The sequence below is a fragment of the Streptomyces sp. NPDC029216 genome (assembly GCF_040648015.1).
Taxonomy (GTDB): domain Bacteria; phylum Actinomycetota; class Actinomycetes; order Streptomycetales; family Streptomycetaceae; genus Streptomyces.
Window position 1 is genome coordinate 72,622 of record NZ_JBEZWL010000018.1, and the last position, 18,627, is coordinate 91,248.

The 18,627-nt window shown below is 69.4% G+C and carries 15 protein-coding genes and 2 pseudogenes; 9 read left to right on the top strand and 8 right to left on the bottom strand.

What is annotated here, in order from left to right:
• Window positions 1–199 precede the first annotated feature (199 nt).
• Complete coding sequence (locus AB0F18_RS10265; protein WP_362057096.1) at window positions 200–1,891, top strand: ABC transporter family substrate-binding protein; 1,692 nt, start codon at window positions 200–202, stop codon at window positions 1,889–1,891.
• Window positions 1,892–2,030: 139 nt separating this feature from the next.
• Here AB0F18_RS10265 and AB0F18_RS10270 read toward each other — a convergent pair whose 3' ends face one another.
• The 3 genes from AB0F18_RS10270 to AB0F18_RS10280 all read right to left on the bottom strand — a co-directional run bounded on the left by AB0F18_RS10270 (window position 2,031) and on the right by AB0F18_RS10280 (window position 4,407).
• Window positions 2,031–2,330 carry a hypothetical protein gene (locus AB0F18_RS10270; protein WP_362057099.1) on the bottom strand — a complete coding sequence of 100 codons (300 nt, stop codon included), beginning with the start codon at window positions 2,328–2,330 and terminating at the stop codon, window positions 2,031–2,033.
• Between the two features lie 161 nt (window positions 2,331–2,491).
• Window positions 2,492–3,766, bottom strand: coding sequence for a glycosyltransferase (locus AB0F18_RS10275; RefSeq protein ID WP_362057102.1), 1,275 nt, complete (start codon window positions 3,764–3,766; stop codon window positions 2,492–2,494).
• Window positions 3,763–4,407, bottom strand: coding sequence for a tetratricopeptide repeat protein (locus AB0F18_RS10280; RefSeq protein ID WP_362057105.1), 645 nt, complete (start codon window positions 4,405–4,407; stop codon window positions 3,763–3,765). The genes AB0F18_RS10275 and AB0F18_RS10280 overlap by 4 nt, the downstream gene beginning before the upstream one ends.
• A gap of 407 nt (window positions 4,408–4,814) precedes the next feature.
• On the opposite strand from AB0F18_RS10280, the gene AB0F18_RS10285 reads away from it, so the two are divergent.
• Window positions 4,815–9,335: a hypothetical protein gene (locus AB0F18_RS10285; RefSeq protein ID WP_362057108.1), complete on the top strand. Its 4,521-nt coding sequence runs from the start codon at window positions 4,815–4,817 to the stop codon at window positions 9,333–9,335.
• Window positions 9,336–9,609: 274 nt separating this feature from the next.
• Here AB0F18_RS10285 and rfbC read toward each other — a convergent pair whose 3' ends face one another.
• Both rfbC and rfbA read right to left on the bottom strand, forming a co-directional pair.
• Entirely contained in the window at window positions 9,610–10,266 is a 657-nt protein-coding gene (gene rfbC / locus AB0F18_RS10290) for a dTDP-4-dehydrorhamnose 3,5-epimerase (RefSeq protein ID WP_362057139.1), read from the bottom strand.
• Window positions 10,267–10,268: 2 nt separating this feature from the next.
• Window positions 10,269–11,141, bottom strand: coding sequence for a glucose-1-phosphate thymidylyltransferase RfbA (gene rfbA / locus AB0F18_RS10295; protein WP_362057110.1), 873 nt, complete (start codon window positions 11,139–11,141; stop codon window positions 10,269–10,271).
• 66 nt (window positions 11,142–11,207) lie between these two features.
• On the opposite strand from rfbA, the gene rfbB reads away from it, so the two are divergent.
• Both rfbB and rfbD read left to right on the top strand, forming a co-directional pair.
• Window positions 11,208–12,182, top strand: a complete 975-nt coding sequence (rfbB, locus tag AB0F18_RS10300) for a dTDP-glucose 4,6-dehydratase (RefSeq protein ID WP_362057113.1) — start codon at window positions 11,208–11,210, stop codon at window positions 12,180–12,182.
• Window positions 12,179–13,045, top strand: a complete 867-nt coding sequence (rfbD, locus tag AB0F18_RS10305) for a dTDP-4-dehydrorhamnose reductase (RefSeq protein WP_362057116.1) — start codon at window positions 12,179–12,181, stop codon at window positions 13,043–13,045. Before rfbB ends, rfbD begins: the two co-directional genes overlap by 4 nt.
• Window positions 13,046–13,286: 241 nt before the next feature.
• Here rfbD and AB0F18_RS10310 read toward each other — a convergent pair.
• Together AB0F18_RS10310 and AB0F18_RS10315 are read right to left on the bottom strand one after the other, a co-directional pair.
• Window positions 13,287–13,577 (bottom strand): annotated as a pseudogene (locus AB0F18_RS10310) (potassium-transporting ATPase subunit B); the annotation flags it as partial.
• 251 nt (window positions 13,578–13,828) lie between these two features.
• Window positions 13,829–14,074, bottom strand: a complete 246-nt coding sequence (locus AB0F18_RS10315) for a YceI family protein (RefSeq protein WP_362057119.1) — start codon at window positions 14,072–14,074, stop codon at window positions 13,829–13,831.
• An 86-nt stretch (window positions 14,075–14,160) separates the two neighbouring features.
• On the opposite strand from AB0F18_RS10315, the gene AB0F18_RS10320 reads away from it, so the two are divergent.
• Together AB0F18_RS10320 and AB0F18_RS10325 are read left to right on the top strand one after the other, a co-directional pair.
• Window positions 14,161–14,559: a hypothetical protein gene (locus tag AB0F18_RS10320; RefSeq protein ID WP_362057122.1), complete on the top strand. Its 399-nt coding sequence runs from the start codon at window positions 14,161–14,163 to the stop codon at window positions 14,557–14,559.
• A 211-nt stretch (window positions 14,560–14,770) separates the two neighbouring features.
• Window positions 14,771–15,133: a hypothetical protein gene (locus AB0F18_RS10325; RefSeq protein ID WP_362057125.1), complete on the top strand. Its 363-nt coding sequence runs from the start codon at window positions 14,771–14,773 to the stop codon at window positions 15,131–15,133.
• 257 nt (window positions 15,134–15,390) lie between these two features.
• On the opposite strand, the gene AB0F18_RS10330 is transcribed toward AB0F18_RS10325, so the two are convergent.
• The gene (locus tag AB0F18_RS10330) at window positions 15,391–15,786 is read right to left on the bottom strand and encodes an alpha/beta hydrolase (RefSeq protein WP_362057128.1); all 396 of its coding nucleotides are present in this window, start codon (window positions 15,784–15,786) and stop codon (window positions 15,391–15,393) included.
• 951 nt (window positions 15,787–16,737) lie between these two features.
• Between AB0F18_RS10330 and AB0F18_RS10335 the strand changes: the two genes are divergently transcribed.
• From AB0F18_RS10335 to AB0F18_RS10345, 3 genes and pseudogenes are all read left to right on the top strand, one after another.
• Window positions 16,738–17,034: a GNAT family N-acetyltransferase gene (locus AB0F18_RS10335; RefSeq protein WP_362057142.1), complete on the top strand. Its 297-nt coding sequence runs from the start codon at window positions 16,738–16,740 to the stop codon at window positions 17,032–17,034.
• A gap of 58 nt (window positions 17,035–17,092) precedes the next feature.
• Window positions 17,093–17,469 (top strand): annotated as a pseudogene (locus AB0F18_RS10340) (transposase); the annotation flags it as partial.
• 447 nt (window positions 17,470–17,916) lie between these two features.
• Complete coding sequence (locus tag AB0F18_RS10345) at window positions 17,917–18,582, top strand: hypothetical protein (protein WP_362057131.1); 666 nt, start codon at window positions 17,917–17,919, stop codon at window positions 18,580–18,582.
• The last annotated feature ends 45 nt before the right edge of the window (window positions 18,583–18,627 follow it).

An 18,627-nucleotide genomic window follows, 5' to 3' on the forward strand; every position in this document is an offset into this window, starting at 1 on the left:
GGTCCGGGGATCACGGCCGCGGCAGGTCAACCTGGTGAACTCGTCGGCTTGTTGACACATCCTGACCGCTGTTTGTTGCGGACATGCTAAGAAAACATAGCGGGATTCCAGCAGGCCTCCCCCCGGAGCGCAAGATCTCCTACGGTCGGCCCTGCCGCGGTCCCGCTCAGGCCGCCCCACAACCGGAGGAAGTGTCCCGATGCGCAGAACCACGGTCATCGCCGCAGCCGCAGCCCTGTCGGCCACCTTGCTGGTGTCCGCCTGCGACTCCTCCGGCGCGGACGACGACGCATCGGCGAAGAAGGAGGCGGCGCCGGCGGTCGACGGGCAGAACATCAACGCACAGCCGGTGAGCGCCCTCAAACAGGGCGGCTCGCTCAGGATCGCCATCGACCAGTGGATCACCCAGTACAACGTCAACCAGGTGGACGGGCAACAGGGCGACGGCGCGGAGATCGCCAGGACCGTGCTTCCGCACCTCTTCTACGCGGACGCGAAGGGGGTCGGTCAGCCGAACCCCGCCTTCCTGGCCTCGGCGAAGGTCGTCTCGACCAGCCCGCAGGTGGTGGAGTACCAGCTCAATCCGAAGGCGCGATGGTCCGACGGAACGCCGCTGGGCTGGAAGGACTTCGAGGCGCAGTGGAAGGCGCAGAACGGCTCCGACAAGGCGTACGAGGCGGCGGACACCTCCGGCTACGACCAGATCGCAAAGGTCGAGCAGGGCACCGACGAGCACGGGGTGAAGGTCACGTTCAACACGCCGTACGCCGACTGGCCGCGGCTCTTCGACCCGCTGTACCCGGCCGCGTACACCGACACCCCCGAGAAGTTCAACAAGGGCTGGGCGGAGAAGGCGCCGGTCACCTCGGGCGCCTTCAAGATCGGCACCTACGACAAGACCGCGCAGACCATCACGCTGGTTCCCGACCCGCAGTGGTGGGGTGACAAGCCCAAGCTGGACTCGCTCGTCTACCGCGTCCTGGACCGCTCGGCGCGAACCGAGGCCTTCCTCAACAAGGAGCTGGACGAGGCGCCCGCGCTGCTGCCCGAGGACTACAAGCGGCTGGTCAAGGACCCCGCGACGGACATCCGGCGCGGGGCCCGCTGGGACGAGGTCCACATCACCCTCAACGCCGGGCGCGGCCCGCTCCAGGACGTCAAGGTGCGCAACGCGCTCCAGGCGGCCATCGACCGCAAGGGCATCAACGCCAGCTTCGCCAAGGACCTCTCCTTCGAACTGAAGCCGCTGAACAACCACTTCTTCATGCCGAACCAGGCGGGCTACAAGGACAACTCCAGCGAGTTCGACACCTACGACCCGGCGAAGGCGAACAAGCTCCTCGACGAGGCCGGCTGGAAGGACGCGGGCCAGGGCAAGCCGCGGACCAAAGATGGCAAGGAGCTGACCCTGGACTACACCCTCAGCGCGGGCGGTTCCTCCTCACAGGAGGACCAGGCCCAGTTGGTGCAGCAGCAGTTGAGCGCCGTCGGCGTGAAGGTCGACATCAAGAAGGTCCCGGCGAACGACTACTTCGGCAAGTTCGTGAACACCGGGAACTTCGACCTCGTCAGCTTCCGCAACGTCGACGAGGCCTACACCTCGAAGCTCATCCCGGTCTTCCAGCAGCCGCAGGGCAACAACCTCTTCCAGAACTTCGGTTCGGTCGGCAGCCCGCGAATCGACGAGCTGCTGAAGAAGGCCGGCCAGACCACGGACCGCGCCGAGGCGTTGAAGCTCTACAACGAGGCCGACGTCGAGATCTTCAAGCTGGGCCACTCCATCGAGCTGTACCAGCGCCCGGAGATCACGGCGGTCCGCAAGGGCCTCGCCAACTACGGCGCGGTCGGCCTCGCGGACGTCGACTACACGAAGGTGGGCTGGCAGAACTGACGCGGGCGGAGCGGACGGTCCGGGCGGATGTCCGACCGGGTATCCGGCCGGGTGTCCGACCGGGCGGCCCGGCCGGGCAGGGCAATATCCGGGCCTCCCGACTGATCCGCCGTGCCCACGCCGAGCGCGACTGGCACGCCTACGAGCCCTCGTGCGCGCCCATGGCCACCGACACCTCCTGGAGGGAGGCCTCGGGTACCGCCCTGGTCGGCTGCCTCGTGGATGGGACCTTCACCCCCTGACGGCGCCGCCGTTCGTGCCCGTAGGCCGGGCGCGGGGAAACGTACGGTCCCAGGGGGAGTTCGCCCCACTCCGGCCGGTGGATCTGGTAGGAGCCGGACCAGGTGACCTCCGTCGCCGTGATTTGGACCCTCGCGAGCAGGGGCCAGCAGGTGTCGATCCCGCAGGGACAGCCCAGGAGGCACAGGGCACCGGGCATACGGCCTCCTTTCCAGGGGACGTAGTACCCACATCCAGGGAGCCCGGTGCGTCGCGGAGATGCTCGAGTCGAGCCGGCGATCACCCTCCGGTTCGCCGGCGCTCACGCGGCGAGTCCGAAGGGTGACCGCGTACCCTGCACGCACCTCGTCACCCAGGGCGTCACACCAGCAAGGGACCGCCGCAGCGTTCGGCGCCGTCCTTCATCGCGATCAGATTGGCCACCACGTAAGAGATCTGGTTCCGGGCGTGCCAGTCGGTCGGGAAGTAGGTGACCAGCCGTGAGTTCTGGAACCGGGCCTGGATCTCCGGTACGAAGGCACGGTACTGATTGTCGGTGTAGTACCAGAACGAGTTCTCGTTGTAGTAGGCGACATGTGTCGGGTCCTGGTAGGCGCCCCGGCCGTCGGAGCTGGGAGTGAGGGTGAGGAGCATGCCGCCAGGTGCCAGCAGGCGGTACAGCTCATTGATCAGCGGAACCTTCGCGGGCACGTGTTCCAGGAAGTCCACCGCCCTGAGCAGACCGACCGAGTTGTCCGGGAGGTCCAGGGGTGCGGGCAGCGTGGCAATGATGTCGACTCCGTCCCGTGCGTACTGGTCCACTCCCAGGTAGCCGGGCGGCTTGCGGTGCGCGGCGCCGAGGTCCAGTGCGAGCAGCCCGCGCCGCTTGGTCCAGGCGAGCGCGTTGGGCTCGATGTATTTGTCGTACAGGGCGACGGTCTCGCGCTGGATGTGCGCGTTGATCTCGGTGTCGCGCTGGGTGTTGTCGGGATGCATGCGTTGCATGTACAGGCATCGCGGGATGCAGTGGAAGTCACCGGCCTGGAAGAGACGGCACATCAAGTCCTGGTCGTCCAGCACCGTGCGCGTGGCGTCGTACCCGCCGACCTGCTCGTAGGTGTCCCTGCGGAACGCCCGCACATGGTTGGGGGCGTACCAGATGTAAGACACGTTGTGCGGCGTCGGCGCCATGGCGATCGCTTGCAGGAGACGGCGACCGTCGACGTCCACCTCCTCGTACTGCCAGCCGTTCGCCTCGTTGAACCGCGTGTCGTCCCGGTTTCCGTCCTCGGTGATCTGAGCGGTGTGGCTGTAGACGAAGACGGCGTCGGGATGCTCGTCGAAGGCCTTCGCCAGTTCCGCCAGGCAGTCCTTCGCCAGCAGGTCGTCGTGGTCGAGCTCGACGAGGATCTCGCCGCGTGCCACTTCGCAGGCACGGCGTTTGGCGGCTCCAACCCCCCGGATGCCGTCCGCGACCTCCAGCCGGACACGGTCGTCGGGGCGTTCCGGCCGCCATCGCGCGCCGTTGTTGAGGAGGACGATCCACTCCCAGTCGGAGCAGGTCTGCGCTTGCAGGGTGGCGAGGCATTCGTCCAGGAAACGCGGTCGGTGGCTGGGGGTGAAGACGGAGAACCTCGGGGTCGGGGAAGAAGTCATTCCGTGGTACCTACCTGAGTGGCTGTCAGTGCTGCGCTCGCGGAATCCCGGAACTCCTCCGGGACGAACTGTAGAAGCGACGGGTCGGCGCGGACGGCGAGGCCGAAGGCTTCCCCGGCCTCTTTTTCCCGGCTCTTCCTCGCCAGGGCCCGTCCAAGGTGCAGATGGGCCGTGGCGGCCTTGGGGTCGGCCCCCACGATGTGCCGCAGGATCGCGATGGCCTCGTCGGGGTGGTTCGACTCGACCAGAAGCGCCTTGTTGTAGAGGGCAGATTCGAAATTCGGGTCGATCTTGAGGGCGTGGTCGTAAGCCGCGCGTGCGTCGGCTGTCCTGTTGTCGTGCTGGGCGATGACGCCGAGGTTGTACCAGGCGAGTTTGCCGGCGGGGTTCACGTTCAGGTCCAGGACCTGTCGGAAGCTATGCGTCGCCCCGGTGAAATCCTTGGCCTCGCCCTGTTTGATGCCTGCTTGGAGCAGTGCCTCCGCCCGCGCGGCACGCTTGGCCGCAGGTGACTCGGGCCCGGACGCAGTCGAAGACGTGATCTCGGGGTCCCGTGTGAGCAGGTGGACCCAACCGGTGGCCACATTGGCGACCACGACTGCCGCGGCGAGTCCGGTCCACAGTGCGATCCGCGTCTTCACGGGGGTCTACCTCGCCGATCCGGTGACGCGACTGAGCCGGGCGGCAGGGGCGAGCACCGTCGGCTGCACGGACGATGCTCGCGGACGTCGTTGACCAGTGCGGCCGTGTGCGCCGGCCGGCTGGTCAGGAGAGTTCACGGTGCGGGGGTTCACGGCGCGCATACCGCGTAGACGGTAATTGCGCCCACGCCGTTGGTGGTGGTCTGCCAGCCAGTAGCCGGGGAACCCCCGACAGGACGGGAGCTGAGCACCTGGAGGTTGACGACCGACGTGCTCTGGTAGCCGCCGCCGACGGCGAATGTACCAGCGGGGCAAAAGACCGTGGATTGGCCTGTGCCGCTGTTGGAGACGACCGTGCTCTGCGCCCCGGGACTCGCGCCCTGGACCCCTTGGAAGCCCTGGTTGCCTTGGAATCCCTGAGTGCCCTGCGCACCGGGGCCGCCCTGACTTCCCTGGGCACCGGCACCGCCCTGGAACCCCTGCGCGCCCTGCGGACCGACGCTGCCTTGGCTGCCTTGCGCGCCGGTGCTGCCCTGGACGCCTTGCGCGCCCGCAGCTCCTTGGCTGCCCTGTGCACCGGTACCGCCCTGGAACCCCTGGAAGCCCTGGCTGCCCTGGGCTCCAGCTCCACCCTGGAAACCCTGATTGCCCTGTGTGCCCTGCGGACCGACGCCGCCCTGACTGCCTTGCACGCCCGTGCTGCCCTGGACGCCTTGCGCGCCCGCGGCCCCTTGGCTGCCCTGTGCACCCGTACCGCCCTGGAACCCCTGGAAACCCTGGGTCCCCTGGCTGCCCTGTGCGCCGGTGTCGCCCTGGAAACCCTGACTGCCCTGTGTGCCCTGCGCACCGACGCCGCCCTGACTGCCCTGCACGCCGGTACTGCCCTGGACGCCCTGCACGCCCACAGCCCCTTGGCTGCCCTGCGCACCAGTACCGCCCTGGAACCCCTGGCTGCCTTGCGTGCCCTGGCTGCCCTGTGCGCCGGTGTCGCCCTGGAAACCCTGACTGCCTTGCGTGCCCTGCGCGCCGACGCCGCCCTGACTGCCCTGCACGCCAGTGCTGCCCTGGACGCCTTGCGCACCCGCAGCCCCTTGGCTGCCCTGTGCACCAGTACCGCCCTGGAAACCCTGGCTGCCTTGCGTGCCTTGTGTGCCCTGCGCGCCGGTGTCGCCCTGGAAACCCTGACTGCCCTGTGTGCCCTGCGCACCGACGCCGCCCTGACTGCCCTGCACGCCCGTGCTGCCCTGGACGCCCTGCGCACCCGCAGCCCCTTGGCTGCCCTGCGCACCAGTACCGCCCTGGAACCCCTGGCTGCCTTGCGTGCCTTGTGTGCCCTGCGCGCCGGTGTCGCCCTGGAAACCCTGACTGCCTTGCGTGCCCTGCGCACCGACGCCGCCCTGACTGCCCTGCACGCCCGTGCTGCCCTGGACGCCCTGCACGCCCACAGCCCCTTGGCTGCCCTGTGCACCAGTACCGCCCTGGAAACCCTGGAAACCCTGCGTGCCCTGGCTGCCCTGCGCGCCGGTGTCGCCCTGGAAACCCTGGCTGCCTTGTGTGCCTTGTGTGCCTTGTGTGCCGGTGTCGCCCTGGAACCCTTGACTGCCTTGGACTCCGGCGTCGCCCTGGCTGCCCTGGCTGCCCTGCGGGCCGATATCGCCCTGGCTGCCCTGGCTGCCGACTTCCCCCTGGCTGCCCTGGACGCCGGCTCCACCCTGGAACCCCTGGCTGCCCTGGAACCCCTGACTGCCCTGGAACCCCTGCACACCAGTTTCGCCCTGACTGCCCTGACTGCCCTGGAACCCCTGGGCGCCGGGGCTGCCCTGACTGCCCTGCGGGCCGGCTCCCGAACCACCCGGACTGCCCTGCGCACCCTGGAAACCCTGCGGACCGATACCACCCTGAGCACCCTGCACACCGGCGCCGCCCTGGACACCGGGACCACCCTGGCTGCCAGGGACGCCCTGGGATCCCGGCGTGCCCATGTCGCCCTGCGTCCCCTGACTGCCCTGACTGCCGGAACCACCCTGACTTCCCTGAGCTCCGGTGCCACCCTGACTGCCCTGGCTGCCCTGCGTACCGGTCTCGCCCTGGCTCCCCTGGGTTCCGATTCCCTGGAACCCTTGCGCACCGGTGTCGCCCTGGAACCCCTGACTGCCCTGGGTTCCTTGCGCACCGGTGTCGCCCTGGAACCCCTGGCTGCCCTGCGCGCCCTCGTCGCCCTGGCTGCCCTGACTTCCCTGCGCGCCGGCACCGCCCTGGCTGCCCTGGGCACCAGCGGTGCCCTGGCTGCCCTGACTTCCCTGCGTTCCCGCGTCACCTTGGCTGCCCTGGGCACCGACACCACCCTGGCTACCCTGCGGCCCGGCACCACCCTGGCTGCCCTGCGCGCCCTCGTCGCCCTGGCTGCCCTGACTTCCCTGCGCGCCGACGCCGCCCTGGCTGCCCTGGGCACCAGCGGTGCCCTGGCTGCCCTGACTTCCCTGCGCCCCCGCGTCACCCTGGCTGCCCTGGGCACCGACACCGCCTTGACTGCCCTGCGGCCCGGCACCACCCTGGCTGCCCTGCGCGCCCTCGTCGCCCTGGCTGCCCTGGCTGCCCTGGCTGCCTGTACTGCCCTGGCTTCCCTGGGCACCAGCGGTGCCCTGGCTGCCCTGACTTCCCTGCGTTCCCGCGTCACCTTGGCTGCCCTGGGCACCGACACCACCCTGGCTGCCCTGCGGCCCGGTACCGCCCTGGGTGCCCTGCGCGCCTTCGTCGCCCTGGCTGCCCTGACTTCCCTGGCTGCCTGTACTGCCCTGGCTTCCCTGGACTCCAGCACCGCCTTGACTGCCCTGATTGCCCTGCGGGCCGATATCGCCCTGGGTGCCCTGGGCTCCGATACCGCCCTGGCTGCCCTGCGGCCCGGTACCGCCCTGGGTGCCCTGGGCTCCGGCGTCGCCTTGCGTGCCCTGGCTGCCCTGGGCTCCGTCGCCGCCCTGGCTGCCCTGCGGCCCGGCACCGCCCTGGCTCCCCTGGACACCCTGCGTCCCCATTTCGCCCTGGCCGCCTTGGACTCCGGCGTCGCCCTGGCTGCCCTGGCTGCCCTGCGGGCCGATATCGCCCTGGCTGCCCTGGCTGCCGACTTCCCCCTGGCTGCCCTGGACGCCGGCTCCGCCCTGGAACCCCTGGCTGCCCTGGAACCCCTGACTGCCCTGGAACCCCTGCACACCAGTTTCGCCCTGACTGCCCTGACTGCCCTGGAACCCCTGGGCGCCGGTGCTGCCCTGACTGCCCTGCGGACCGGCTCCCGAACCACCCGGACTGCCCTGCGCACCCTGGAAACCCTGCGGACCGATACCACCCTGAGCACCCTGCACACCGGCGCCACCCTGGACACCGGGACCACCCTGGCTGCCAGGGACGCCTTGGGATCCTGGCGTGCCGGTGTCACCCTGAAAACCCTGACCGCCTTGGCTTCCCTGGGTTCCGATCCCGCCCTGATTGCCCTGATTTCCCTGCGGGCCGGCGTCTCCCTGACTGCCCTGCGAGCCCGTACTGCCCTGGTTGCCCTGCGCCCCGGCACCGCCCTCGCTGCCTTGGCTGCCCTGGATTCCGGCGATCCCCTGACTTCCCTGCGGGCCGGCGTCACCCTGACTACCCTGCGCCCCGAGACCGCCCTGACTGCCCGAACCTCCCTGCGCCCCAGCGTCACCCTGACTACCCTGCGCTCCGGTACCGCCCTGGTTGCCCTGCGCCCCGGCACCGCCCTGGCTGCCTTGGCTGCCCTGGGTTCCAGCGGCCCCCTGACTTCCCTGCGGGCCGGCGTCACCCTGACTGCCCTGCGCCCCGAGACCGCCCTGACTGCCCGAACCTCCCTGCGGGCCTGCCCCGCCCTGGCTGCCCTGCGAGCCCGTACTGCCCTGGTTGCCCTGCGCCCCGGCACCGCCCTGGCTGCCTTGGCTGCCCTGGGTTCCGGCGGTCCCCTGACTTCCCTGCGGGCCGGCGTCACCCTGACTACCCTGCGCCCCGAGACCACCCTGACTGCCCTGGGCACCGGTACCACCCTGGCTGCCCTGGGCTCCGGTACCGCCCTGGTTGCCCTGCGCCCCGGCACCGCCTTGGCTGCCTTGGCTGCCCTGGGTTCCGGCGGTCCCCTGACTTCCCTGCGGGCCGGCGTCGCCCTGACTACCCTGCGCCCCGAGACCACCCTGACTGCCCTGCGCCCCGAGACCGCCCTGACTGCCCTGACTTCCCTGCGGGCCTGCCCCGCCCTGGCTGCCCTGGGACCCGGTGCCCTGAGAACCCTGACTGCCCTGGGAGCCCTGACTGCCTTGGGAGCCCTGGGACCCGGTGCCCTGACTGCCCTGCGAGCCCTGGAATCCCTGCGTGCCTTGGAATCCCTGAGTGCCCTGCGTGCCCTGCAAGCCCTGAGTGCCTTGGAATCCCTGAGTGCCCTGGGGGCCTTGGGGGCCTTGGGAGCCCTGGGGGCCCTGGGGGCCTGGTGGGCGGGGGTGCGGGCTCGGGTGCTCATGAGGCTTGCCATGGCCCGTCCCATGCCCCCCTGGTTCGTCCCCGTGGCCACCGTGATCACCGTCGTCACCGTGACCACCGTCGTCACCACGACCGCCGTCACCCCCGTGACCACCGTCGTCACCACGACCACCGTCGTCCCCGTGACCACCGTCGTCCCCGTGACCACCGTCGTCACCACGACCGCCGTCGTCACCACGACCGCCGTCGCCCCCGTGACCACCGTCGTCACCACGACCACCGTCGTCACCACGACCGCCGTCGCCCCCGTGACCACCGTCGTCACCACGACCACCGTCGTCATCGGCCCTCCGCGGTGGGCGGGGCTCGAAGTCGGCACTCACAGCACCGTTCGAGCCTGGCACACCGATGGAGTAATCGGCGGACGTAGCTGTCGCGTTGGCTGGAGCGGTTGTTGACGAACCGAGATTGACAAGCAATCCAAGAGTTCCCGACGCCGCGAGCGTAGTGACGGCCCGGATCCACGATCTGCGAAGTGACTGACGCTTCATGTCGGAACCTTCCCGCAGGCTGAAAACCGATACGCCGAGGGGGGTGACGGGTCACATGGGCATGCCACACCATCACGTCGGACGGCATGAATGAGCGGCCAAGCTGTTGCGCAGTCGTGCCAGCAGCAGTGTGCCGGGACCCGATTCCACACCGCCGGTTGACAGCGAATGTCGCCGCACTTCATTCAATTGGCGTACGGTCCTGCATTCGGGCTGCTCGTCCTTCGCTCCCGAGGTCTGTCCGGGGCGGACGGCAAGAATAGATGCCCTCCGCCAGGCATACGTCGTACGACGGCAGCATCCCCCCCACCACCGCCTCGGCCCACGACGGTGCCGCCGCGTCCCGGGCGGAGAGCAGCGGTGCGTCGGCCGGCCACTCGATGCCCAGGTCAGGATCGAGCGGATGGACCGCGTGCTCGGCGGTCGGCCGGTACGTCGTCGAGCACAGGTACGTCAGGGTCGCGTCGTCGGTGAGCGCGCAGAAGCCATGGCCCAGCCCCTCGGGGAGACAGACCGCCCGACGCTCGATGTCGTCCAGCCGGATGCCCTCCCAACGGCCGAACGTGGGCGAGCCGACCCTCAGGTCGACCACCACGTCCCACACCGCACCGCGCACGCAGGTGACGTACTTGGCCTGCCCGGGTGGCACGTCGGCGAAGTGGATGCCGCGCACCACGCCCTTGGCGGACACCGAAAGATTGGCCTGGGCCAGTGATAGCGGCCTGCCCACCGCCTCCGCCAGCCGGTCGAAGCGGTACCACTCGGTGAACAGCCCGCGCTGGTCGCCGTGCACCTGCGGGACGATCTCGAACGCGCCGGCGATCGTCAACTCGCGGATTTTCACCGCACACCCTCCTCGAGCAGCCCGAGAAGGTACTGGCCGTAGCCGCTGTGGAGCAGCGGTTCTGCCAGCAGGCGCAGCTGGGAGTCGCCGACGAGTCCGGACCGCCAGACCGTCTCTTCGACGCAGCCGACCTTGAGGCCCTGCCGCTCCTCGATCACCCGGACGAACTCCGAGGCCTGGACCATCGAGGCGAAGGTCCCGGTGTCCAGCCAGGCCGTGCCCCGGTCGAGCGGGGTGACGTAGAGCTCGCCGGTGTCCAGATAGGCCCGGTTGACCTCCGTGATCTCCAACTCCCCACGAGCGCTGGGGCGAAGGCCTTGGGCGATCTCCACCGCCCGGTTGTCGTAGAAGTACAGCCCGGGCACCGCGTACCTGGATTTCGGACGGGCCGGCTTCTCCTCGATGCTCAGCACCTGGCCCAGCTCGTCGAACTCCACCACCCCGTACGCCGACGGGTCGGCGACGGGGTAGGCGAACACCCTGCCGCCCTTCATGTCGGAGTGCTGGGCGAGCCTGGTGCCGAGGCCGCTGCCGTGGAAGATGTTGTCGCCCAGGATCAGGGCGACAGGGCCGTCCTCGATGAAATCCGCACCGAGCACGAGGGCTTGCGCGATGCCCTCCGGGCGTACCTGCACCGCGTATTCAAGGCGGAGGCCCCATTGGCTGCCGTCGCCGAGCAGGCGGTGGAACTGGGGCTGGTCGGCGGCCGTGGTGACGATCAGGATTTCACTGATGCCGGCCATGACCAGGGTAGAAATAGGATAGTAAATCATCGGTTTGTCGAAGACCGGCAGCAGTTGTTTGGATACCGATCGAGTAAGCGGCCACAAGCGGGAACCAGTGCCACCGGCCAACAGAATGCCTCGCATGGCGACAGCGTATGACTTTGATGGCCGATTCGGCCATATGCCGAGTGGCGCTAGAATCTTCCCACTATGCGCATCCTGGTTACCGGCGGCGCCGGGTTTATCGGTTCCGAGTTCGTCCGCTCCGTGCTGAATGCGGACTCCGAGAGCAGAATCACCGTCCTGGACAACTTCACCTATTCGGGCGTCGGGGAAAACCTCGCGCCGGTGGCTCACCATCCCGGGTACGCCTGCGTGCGCGGTGACATCTGCGACGTGGAGACGGTGGACGCCGTGATGCCGGGTCACGACGCGGTGGTCCACTTCGCCGCCGAGTCCCACGTCGACCGCTCGATCGACGGCGCGGCAGCGTTCGTACGGACCAACGTCACCGGCACCCAGGTGCTGCTGGATGCCGCCCGCAAGCACGGCGTCGGCCGGTTCGTGCACGTCTCCACCGACGAGGTGTACGGCTCGATCGGCAAGGGCTCATGGACGGAGGAGTCGCCGCTCGCCCCCAACTCGCCGTACTCGGCGTCAAAAGCCGGCTCCGACCTGCTGGCACTCGCCTGCCACCGCACGCACGGCCTGGATGTCGTGGTGACCCGCTGCTCCAACAACTACGGGTCCCACCAGTTCCCGGAGAAGGTCATCCCCCTCTTCACCACGCACCTGCTCGAGGGGAAGAAGGTGCCGCTGTACGGGGACGGCGGCAACGTCCGCGACTGGCTGCACGTCTCCGACCACTGCCACGCCATCGAACTGGTGCTCCGCGGCGGCCGGGCCGGCGAGGTCTACCACATCGGCGGCGGAAGCGAGATCACGAACAAGGAGCTCACCGGCATGCTGCTCGAGGCAACCGGACACGGCTGGGACATGGTCCGGGAGGTACCCGACCGAAAGGGACACGACCGGCGCTACTCCCTCGACATCACCAAGATCCAACAAGAGTTGGGCTACCGGCCGCGGATCTCCTTCGCGGACGGCCTGGCCGCGACCGTCAACTGGTATCGCGACAACCGTGCCTGGTGGGAGCCGCTGAAGAGCCGGGCGGCACTGGCATGACCCGCTGGCTGGTCACCGGCTCCGGCGGGATGCTCGGTCGGGACGTGCGGACCCTGCTGACGGACGGGCAAGTCACCGCGCTCGATCGCGCCGCCCTCGACATCACCGACCCGGAGGCCGTCCGCACCGCAGTCTCCGGCCACGACGTGGTGATCAACTGCGCCGCCTGGACGGACGTCGACGGCGCCGAGGCCGCCGAGGCCACCGCCACCGCCGTCAACGGAACAGGCGTCCGCCACCTGGCTCACGCCTGCCGGGACAGCGGCGCTCGACTGCTGCATGTCTCCACCGACTACGTCCTGCCGGGAGACGGCACCGAGCCGTATTCCGAGTCGACCCCGACCGGTCCGGTCAACGCGTACGGCCGCAGCAAACTGGTCGGCGAACGGGCCGTTGCCGAAATTCTCCCCGATACCGGCTACATCGTGCGGACCGCCTGGCTGTACGGCGAGCACGGCCAGAACTTCGTCGCCACCATGCTCGGCCTGGCCGCCCGCAGGAGTACCGTCGAAGTCGTCAACGACCAGTACGGGCAGCCAACTTGGACGCACGATCTGGCTGGTCTCCTGGTGATGCTCGGCCACGCCGACAAGGCCCCGCCCGGTGTCTACCACTGCACCGCGACCGGCCACACCACCTGGTACGGCCTGGCCCGGGCGGCATACGAACTCAGCGGACTCGATCCGGACCGCATCCGCCCGACCGCATCGGCGGCATTCCCGCGCCCTGCCCGCCGGCCCACCTTCAGCGTCCTCGGCCACGCCCGCTGGGCCGCGGCGGGCCTGCCCGTACTCCCGCACTGGCGCACGTCACTCGCCGAGGCCCTGCACCGACCCTCGTTCACCGCCCTCGTGCACCAATAGGCGCCGGGAAGAGTGGCGGCGCGGAACCCAGCCTTTGGCCAGGACGAGCTCCGTGAGCGTTTTCAGCGTTGCCTCTCCAGGGTGAGGACAGCTTTGGTGATGACGGTCATGCGGTTCGGGCCTGGCGTTCGCAGATCCGGATCATCCGGTGGGTGCGGGCCGCGGCGAGGGCACGAGTGCGGCCCGGCAGGGCGGGCGAGATCCACAGCAGCTTGCCGGTCGGATCGGTGAGGATGTGGTTCAGCCGTACCGCGACGGTGTCCGTACGCGCCTTGCGCAGCGACTCCGCCTGAGCCCTGCCCCGGCCCACGGCGACCGCCTCGGCGAGATTGGCGAACAGGACCGTGAGCCAGAGTCAGACGCTGATCACCCAGGTGAAGACGGACGGGTGGATGAGCGCCGAGAGCGTGGTCAGCGCGGATCCCACGGCGACGACGAACAACACCGGTTTCCTGACCAGTTCGCGCGGATAGAGCTTGCCGACGGCCTCCCGTGCGAAGGCGGCGAGCAGGTCGGGGTCCACCACGGACACCCGGCCGGAGCGTTTGCGGGACGGTCGGCGGGTCGGAGTCCGCACCGAGCTGCGTGCCGAAAACCCGGACTGGGTCTTCCGACCCACAAGCACCCCGTCGGAGCTCGACGACATCGGCCACCTCGGATTCCACCACGGCCCGGCCGACAAGGCCCGAGGTCCCGCCCCTCCTCCCACCAAGGCGTATCCCACTGTCCCAAGTAGGCGACGTCGAAGGTTACGGGGCGCGTCACTCCACGTACCGTGAGATCTCAGGGCACCTCGAACTCGGTTCCGCTCACCTGGTGAATGCGCGACCCGACGAACGTCCAGGTCGGGTGGTGCTCGACGTCGAAGAAATCGGCGCTGCGGAGGTGGGCGTCGCGCTGGGGCTGACCGGTGTACACCTGGGTCGCGTCGACCGTCGCCTCGACGCGTACCTTCTCCGGCTCGTCGGCATCGACCTCCAGAAAGCCGTGCCGTTCTGACGGCGTCAGTGGCGGATCATCGTAAGCCAATCGGCGCGGATCAGGCTCGCTGGAGCTGAGAGCCTTGGCGCGGTAACAGGGGAAACCAGCTGGTCACGGCGTTCGCGAGAGGCGTTGTGGTCGCCTGTGGTCGCAGGCTGGAGGTACGGGACTCCGCCGCGCTGCTGGACGCCGTCGCCTGGCCCGAGCCAGGGGACCCGCACCCGGCCCCCGAGACGCCGGGACCGTTCGCCGACCAGGTCCGCCACGAACCGGGGCGACTGCGGATCGCGTTCAGCAGGCGCCCGGCGGACGGCCACCCTGTGCACGCCGACTGCCTCGCGCCCCTGGACGACGCCCTCTGGCTCCTCGCCGGACTGGGCCGCGATCCCCGCCCCCGGCGAGCTCGAACCACTCACCCGGGCGTACTGGGAACACGGCCTGTGCGCCGCCGAGCGCAGCGCGCCCCCTTCGTCGCCTTCCCCGCCGTCGTCGCCGACATCACCGGCGGCCCCGCCATGTCCGTACCCCTGTAGTGGTCCGGCAGCGGCCTGCCCGTCGGCGTCCACTTCCTCGGCCGTGTCGGCGACGAGGCAACCCTCCTGCGCCTCGCAGCCCAGCTCGAACGCGTCCGCCCCTGGGCCGACCACCGCCCCGACCGCCCCACCACTCCCGACGTGGCACGATCCGTCCGCCGGGGCCAGCCTGGAGGAAGGACACCCGTAGTCCCAGCGAATGGAGAGGGCCATGACGGCGACGACGCGGGATGACACACCGGTCGTGATCGAGGGCGGAGGCGTCGAAGTCCGTACGCAGGCGATCGGAGACGGCCTGTCCGTTGCCTTCGTTCGGTTTCCGCAGGGCACCGACATGGGGCCTGCCCTGACCGGTCTGCCCGACGGCCTCTGTGCCTGCCCTCACTGGGGCTACATGCTCAAAGGGCGGCTGAAGATGGTGACGAAGGACGGGGAGGAGACCTACGAAGCGGGCCAGGCCTTCTACTGGCCGCCCGGGCACGTCCCCGTGGCACTCGAGGACTGCGAATACGTGGACTTCTCACCCACCGAAGCCTTCACCGCCGTCATCGACCACATCAAGGCCCAGGGCTGACCCGGCCCGCTCATGCTCCACACCAGCCCGTTCGGTCCAGGCCCGCGCACGCAGCGGGACGCCGGTTGGTAGCCCGACGCGGCCGGCCGGCACGGCGCGTACGGAGCGGTTTGGAGTACACCCCAAACCGCTCCGCCCTAGGTATGGCAGGCCGAATCGTCTGCCCCGGCCTTTCTGCCACCCCCTCCCCGAAGGGTTTGTGAGGCGGACGGAGACTAGCGGCCGAGGAACTTTTCGACCACTGCCGCCAGGGCCGCTCACATCTCCCCTTCGAGCAGGAACCCGGACGCGGGCACGGGCGAGATGCCGACGATCGAGCGGACCCGCGAGGGGGCGTCCAGCAACATCAGCTGGGCCGCCTTGCCGCCCATGAAGTGACCGATGACCAAAAAGGCGTCCCAGCCGAGGTCGTCGGCCACGGCGAGGGCGTCCGCCGCGATTTCCTCCATCGTGTACGTGCCGGGGGTGTCCATCGCCTCGCCGTACCCACGGCAGTCCACGAACGCGTAGCTGAACGCGCCTCCGTCCAGGTGCTGCCGCAGAGGGCCGAAACTCGACCTGTCGCCGAGCCAGTGGTGGAGTGCGAGGACCCGCTCCGGACCGTTGCCCTGTACCTCATACGGAATGACGTGTCCTGCTACATGGCCTGTCACAATGCTGGGGCTCCCTCTCCGGGCCGGGCCCGGAATCCCGTCGGCTTGTGGATTCGCTCCAACGGCGTAGCAGCGCGAGCGGGCGACCGAAGGCGTCGCAGGCGAGATGAATCCTGCTGGTCAGGTCCACCCCGGCCCGGGAAGTTCCAGGACGATCCCGCGAGGGGCACCTGGCCGTCCAGCCGGTGGAACGCGAAGCTGCCCTCGTATGCGGGTGCCGCCGCCCCCTTCTCGGAGGGGCGCCAGCGTGGCGTCGAGCTCCAGGACAAGGCAGGAGGCGTCCCAGTGGGCGAAGGCCGTCGCCTCCGGGGCGACCCGGTGGCAGGCGCCGTTGATCGGGTAGATGTGGACCGTCGAGTTCACGGCGGGCAGGCGCGGGCCGTATGACCACCGCGGGAGAAGGCCGACCCCGAGCGGGGCACTCAACGCCGCATTCGGCCTTCAAGGCATGGGCGCGCAGCAGGGCCGGCGTGCCTGTCCGGGCGAGGTAGAGCCGGTACGGCTCTCCGTCAACAGGGCGGAGCGTGACCTTGTGCCCCTCTGCCTGGCCCGCGGCCAGGGCGCGTAGGACCTGTTCAGCGTCTGCCGCCCGGACGTGGGGGTGGTAGATGTGGACGGGACCGAGCGGCAGTACGCGATCGGCCGGGCGCAGCTCCCTGGGGACGGAGAAGTAGTGCCTTGCATGCTGCTGGACCGCGTGCAGGTCTTCCACGGTCAGCCGGAGCCTGGCGAGCCGTTCGATGTCGTCACGGGTGATAGCTGCACCAGGGAATGTGTCTGAAGCCAGCTCCCGGCCATTGAGTCGGAGGCGGAAGGCGCTTCCCTCCATGACCAGGCCGTAGATGTCGAGGGCTTGGAGCGCATCGGAACAGCACAGGCCCCCAGTGAGGTCGCCAGGCTGCCTCCATGGAGATCAACCGCCGATTCCATCAGTTGCGCAAGTGACCGCGGCTGCCCGGCCCTGCTGGTGGGCGACCAGCACGATGTGCTGTCATCGCTCGCGACCCGTCAGAGCGCGCATGGATCGCCTGGCTCGGAGTTCTCGATGCCTACCGCGGCCGCGGCATCGGCACGCAGTTGTTGCGCACCGTCTTCCGGCTCCTCCGTGACCGTGGCCATCACAGCGTGGGAGTCGACGTCGACACCTACAACTCCTCCAGTGCTCTCAGCGTCTACCAGGCCGCCGGGATGAGCGAGCGGGGCACCGCTGACCAGTGGCGCAAGATCTACGCCCACCAGCCTTTCTGACCCATTCAGTTGAGCCTCGGACCTTACGCTCGGCGATCTCGGTCGGCAGGGTGTCCGCGTGCGTGCTGATCTCGTTTCAAATGACCTGTGGGAGCGCGTGGCTCCGCTGCTTCCGCTCGCTCCCGAACGGCGCCGCCGCTACCCCGGGCGGTTGTGCGTTCCGGACAGGGCGTCCTCGCGGGCGTCATGTACGTGTTGCGGACCGGTGTCGCGTGGCGCGATGTGCCCGCCGAAACTGTGGGCTGCTCCGGAATCACAGCCTGGCGAAGGTTGCGCGACTGGACCAAGGCCGGCGCATGGCCCAGCTTGCACGCCGCCCTGCTGACCGAGTTGCGCCGCGCCGATCTGCTGGACTCGGACGACTGCTCGGTGGACGGATCGCACGTCCGGGCCCTCAAGGGGGGGGATCACGTTGGCCCCTCGCCCGTCGACCGATCTGCTGAGTGGCTTCCGACGGAGTCTGGGATCCAGCCTTCCTGGCCTGATGCTCACACTCACCGAGCCACCGCTCGGCGTCATCTGTTCCGTCGCAGGAGGCGCCACTGACCGGGGTCGTGCCTGCTGGCGGTCCGGTAGATTCGACGATGCAGCTGATCTTCAGGGGAGCGGCCGTGTGCCGCGCGTGCGACACGGGGGGCAGTGGTGGGGAGCGGACAGGCGCTGGAGCGTCGGCGGAAGGCCTTACTGGATTGCTGGCGTGCGATCGAGTTGTTCAGCCCGCCGACCATCCCGGCCCTGCCTCGCCGACGCCTGGCCGCACGCTCCGGGCCCAGGGACGAGTACGTTCTCGACCTCACGCCGGGGCCGGGGCAGGCGTCGCCGCGCATGCCGTGGGCTCCGGATCATCCGGATACCGGGCCACGGCGGGCACCGTACGGCCGGATGTGGCGGCACGAGGTCTACTGCGGGCTCTTCGATCTCGAGTTGCTCCGCCAGGCGATGATCTCGGTACTGCCAGCGGGAACCGATCCCGATCCCGGTGTGCCACAGTCCGAGCTGGTGCTGTCGGGCCAGAGCGCGATGCTCGCACTGGTCCTGGATGACGAAGGCCGGCCCATCGAGGACACGTCCGTCATCTCCGCGTGCGCTTGGGCGACCGGCCGCCTCTTCGATCCCGGGCCGTCCGTTCCGGGCTGGCTGGACGGCTTCGAGGAGCTCGACGACGCTTTCGGCACCGCGATCGACGAACTCACGGCCACGGCGATCTCCTACGGCCCCACCGTGACGACCGCAGCCACGGCGCACGAGCATTGGTCCGACGTCGGCGACGGAGCGGGAACACCAGGCTCGACCGGGGCCAGGAACTGGCAGCGACTCCTCGCCGAGATCCTCGGCGGCGCTGCTGTCGGGGCCGTCGGTGCTCTCTTCGGCGAGGTCGCCGGCGCCGCCCTGCAGGGCGCGGCGGAACCCTTGGTCCGCCGGGCCGCCGACTGGGCCGCGGCGCGCAGGCCCGCTGAGGAACAAGCGGGGTCCGGGCAGCCAGTCGGCGCCGCGGGGGTGGGGCGGGGGGCCCCCCCCCCCCCGGAGGGCACCAAACAACGCCTGTAAGGAGAGCACCAAAAGGGAGAAAAAGCACCCCCCCCAGAAAAGGGG

What these genes read in the sequence shown, in the direction of transcription:
- rfbB (WP_362057113.1), top strand. Translation starts at nt 11,208, where the DNA reads ATGCGCATCCTGGTTACCGGCGGCGCCGGGTTTATCGGTTCCGAGTTC.
- AB0F18_RS10325 (WP_362057125.1), top strand. Translation starts at nt 14,771, where the DNA reads ATGACGGCGACGACGCGGGATGACACACCGGTCGTGATCGAGGGCGGA.
- AB0F18_RS10270 (WP_362057099.1), bottom strand. Translation starts at nt 2,330, where the DNA reads ATGCCCGGTGCCCTGTGCCTCCTGGGCTGTCCCTGCGGGATCGACACC.
- AB0F18_RS10265 (WP_362057096.1), top strand. Translation starts at nt 200, where the DNA reads ATGCGCAGAACCACGGTCATCGCCGCAGCCGCAGCCCTGTCGGCCACC.
- rfbA (WP_362057110.1), bottom strand. Translation starts at nt 11,141, where the DNA reads ATGCGAGGCATTCTGTTGGCCGGTGGCACTGGTTCCCGCTTGTGGCCG.
- AB0F18_RS10275 (WP_362057102.1), bottom strand. Translation starts at nt 3,766, where the DNA reads ATGACTTCTTCCCCGACCCCGAGGTTCTCCGTCTTCACCCCCAGCCAC.
- AB0F18_RS10345 (WP_362057131.1), top strand. Translation starts at nt 17,917, where the DNA reads ATGTGGCGGCACGAGGTCTACTGCGGGCTCTTCGATCTCGAGTTGCTC.
- rfbD (WP_362057116.1), top strand. Translation starts at nt 12,179, where the DNA reads ATGACCCGCTGGCTGGTCACCGGCTCCGGCGGGATGCTCGGTCGGGAC.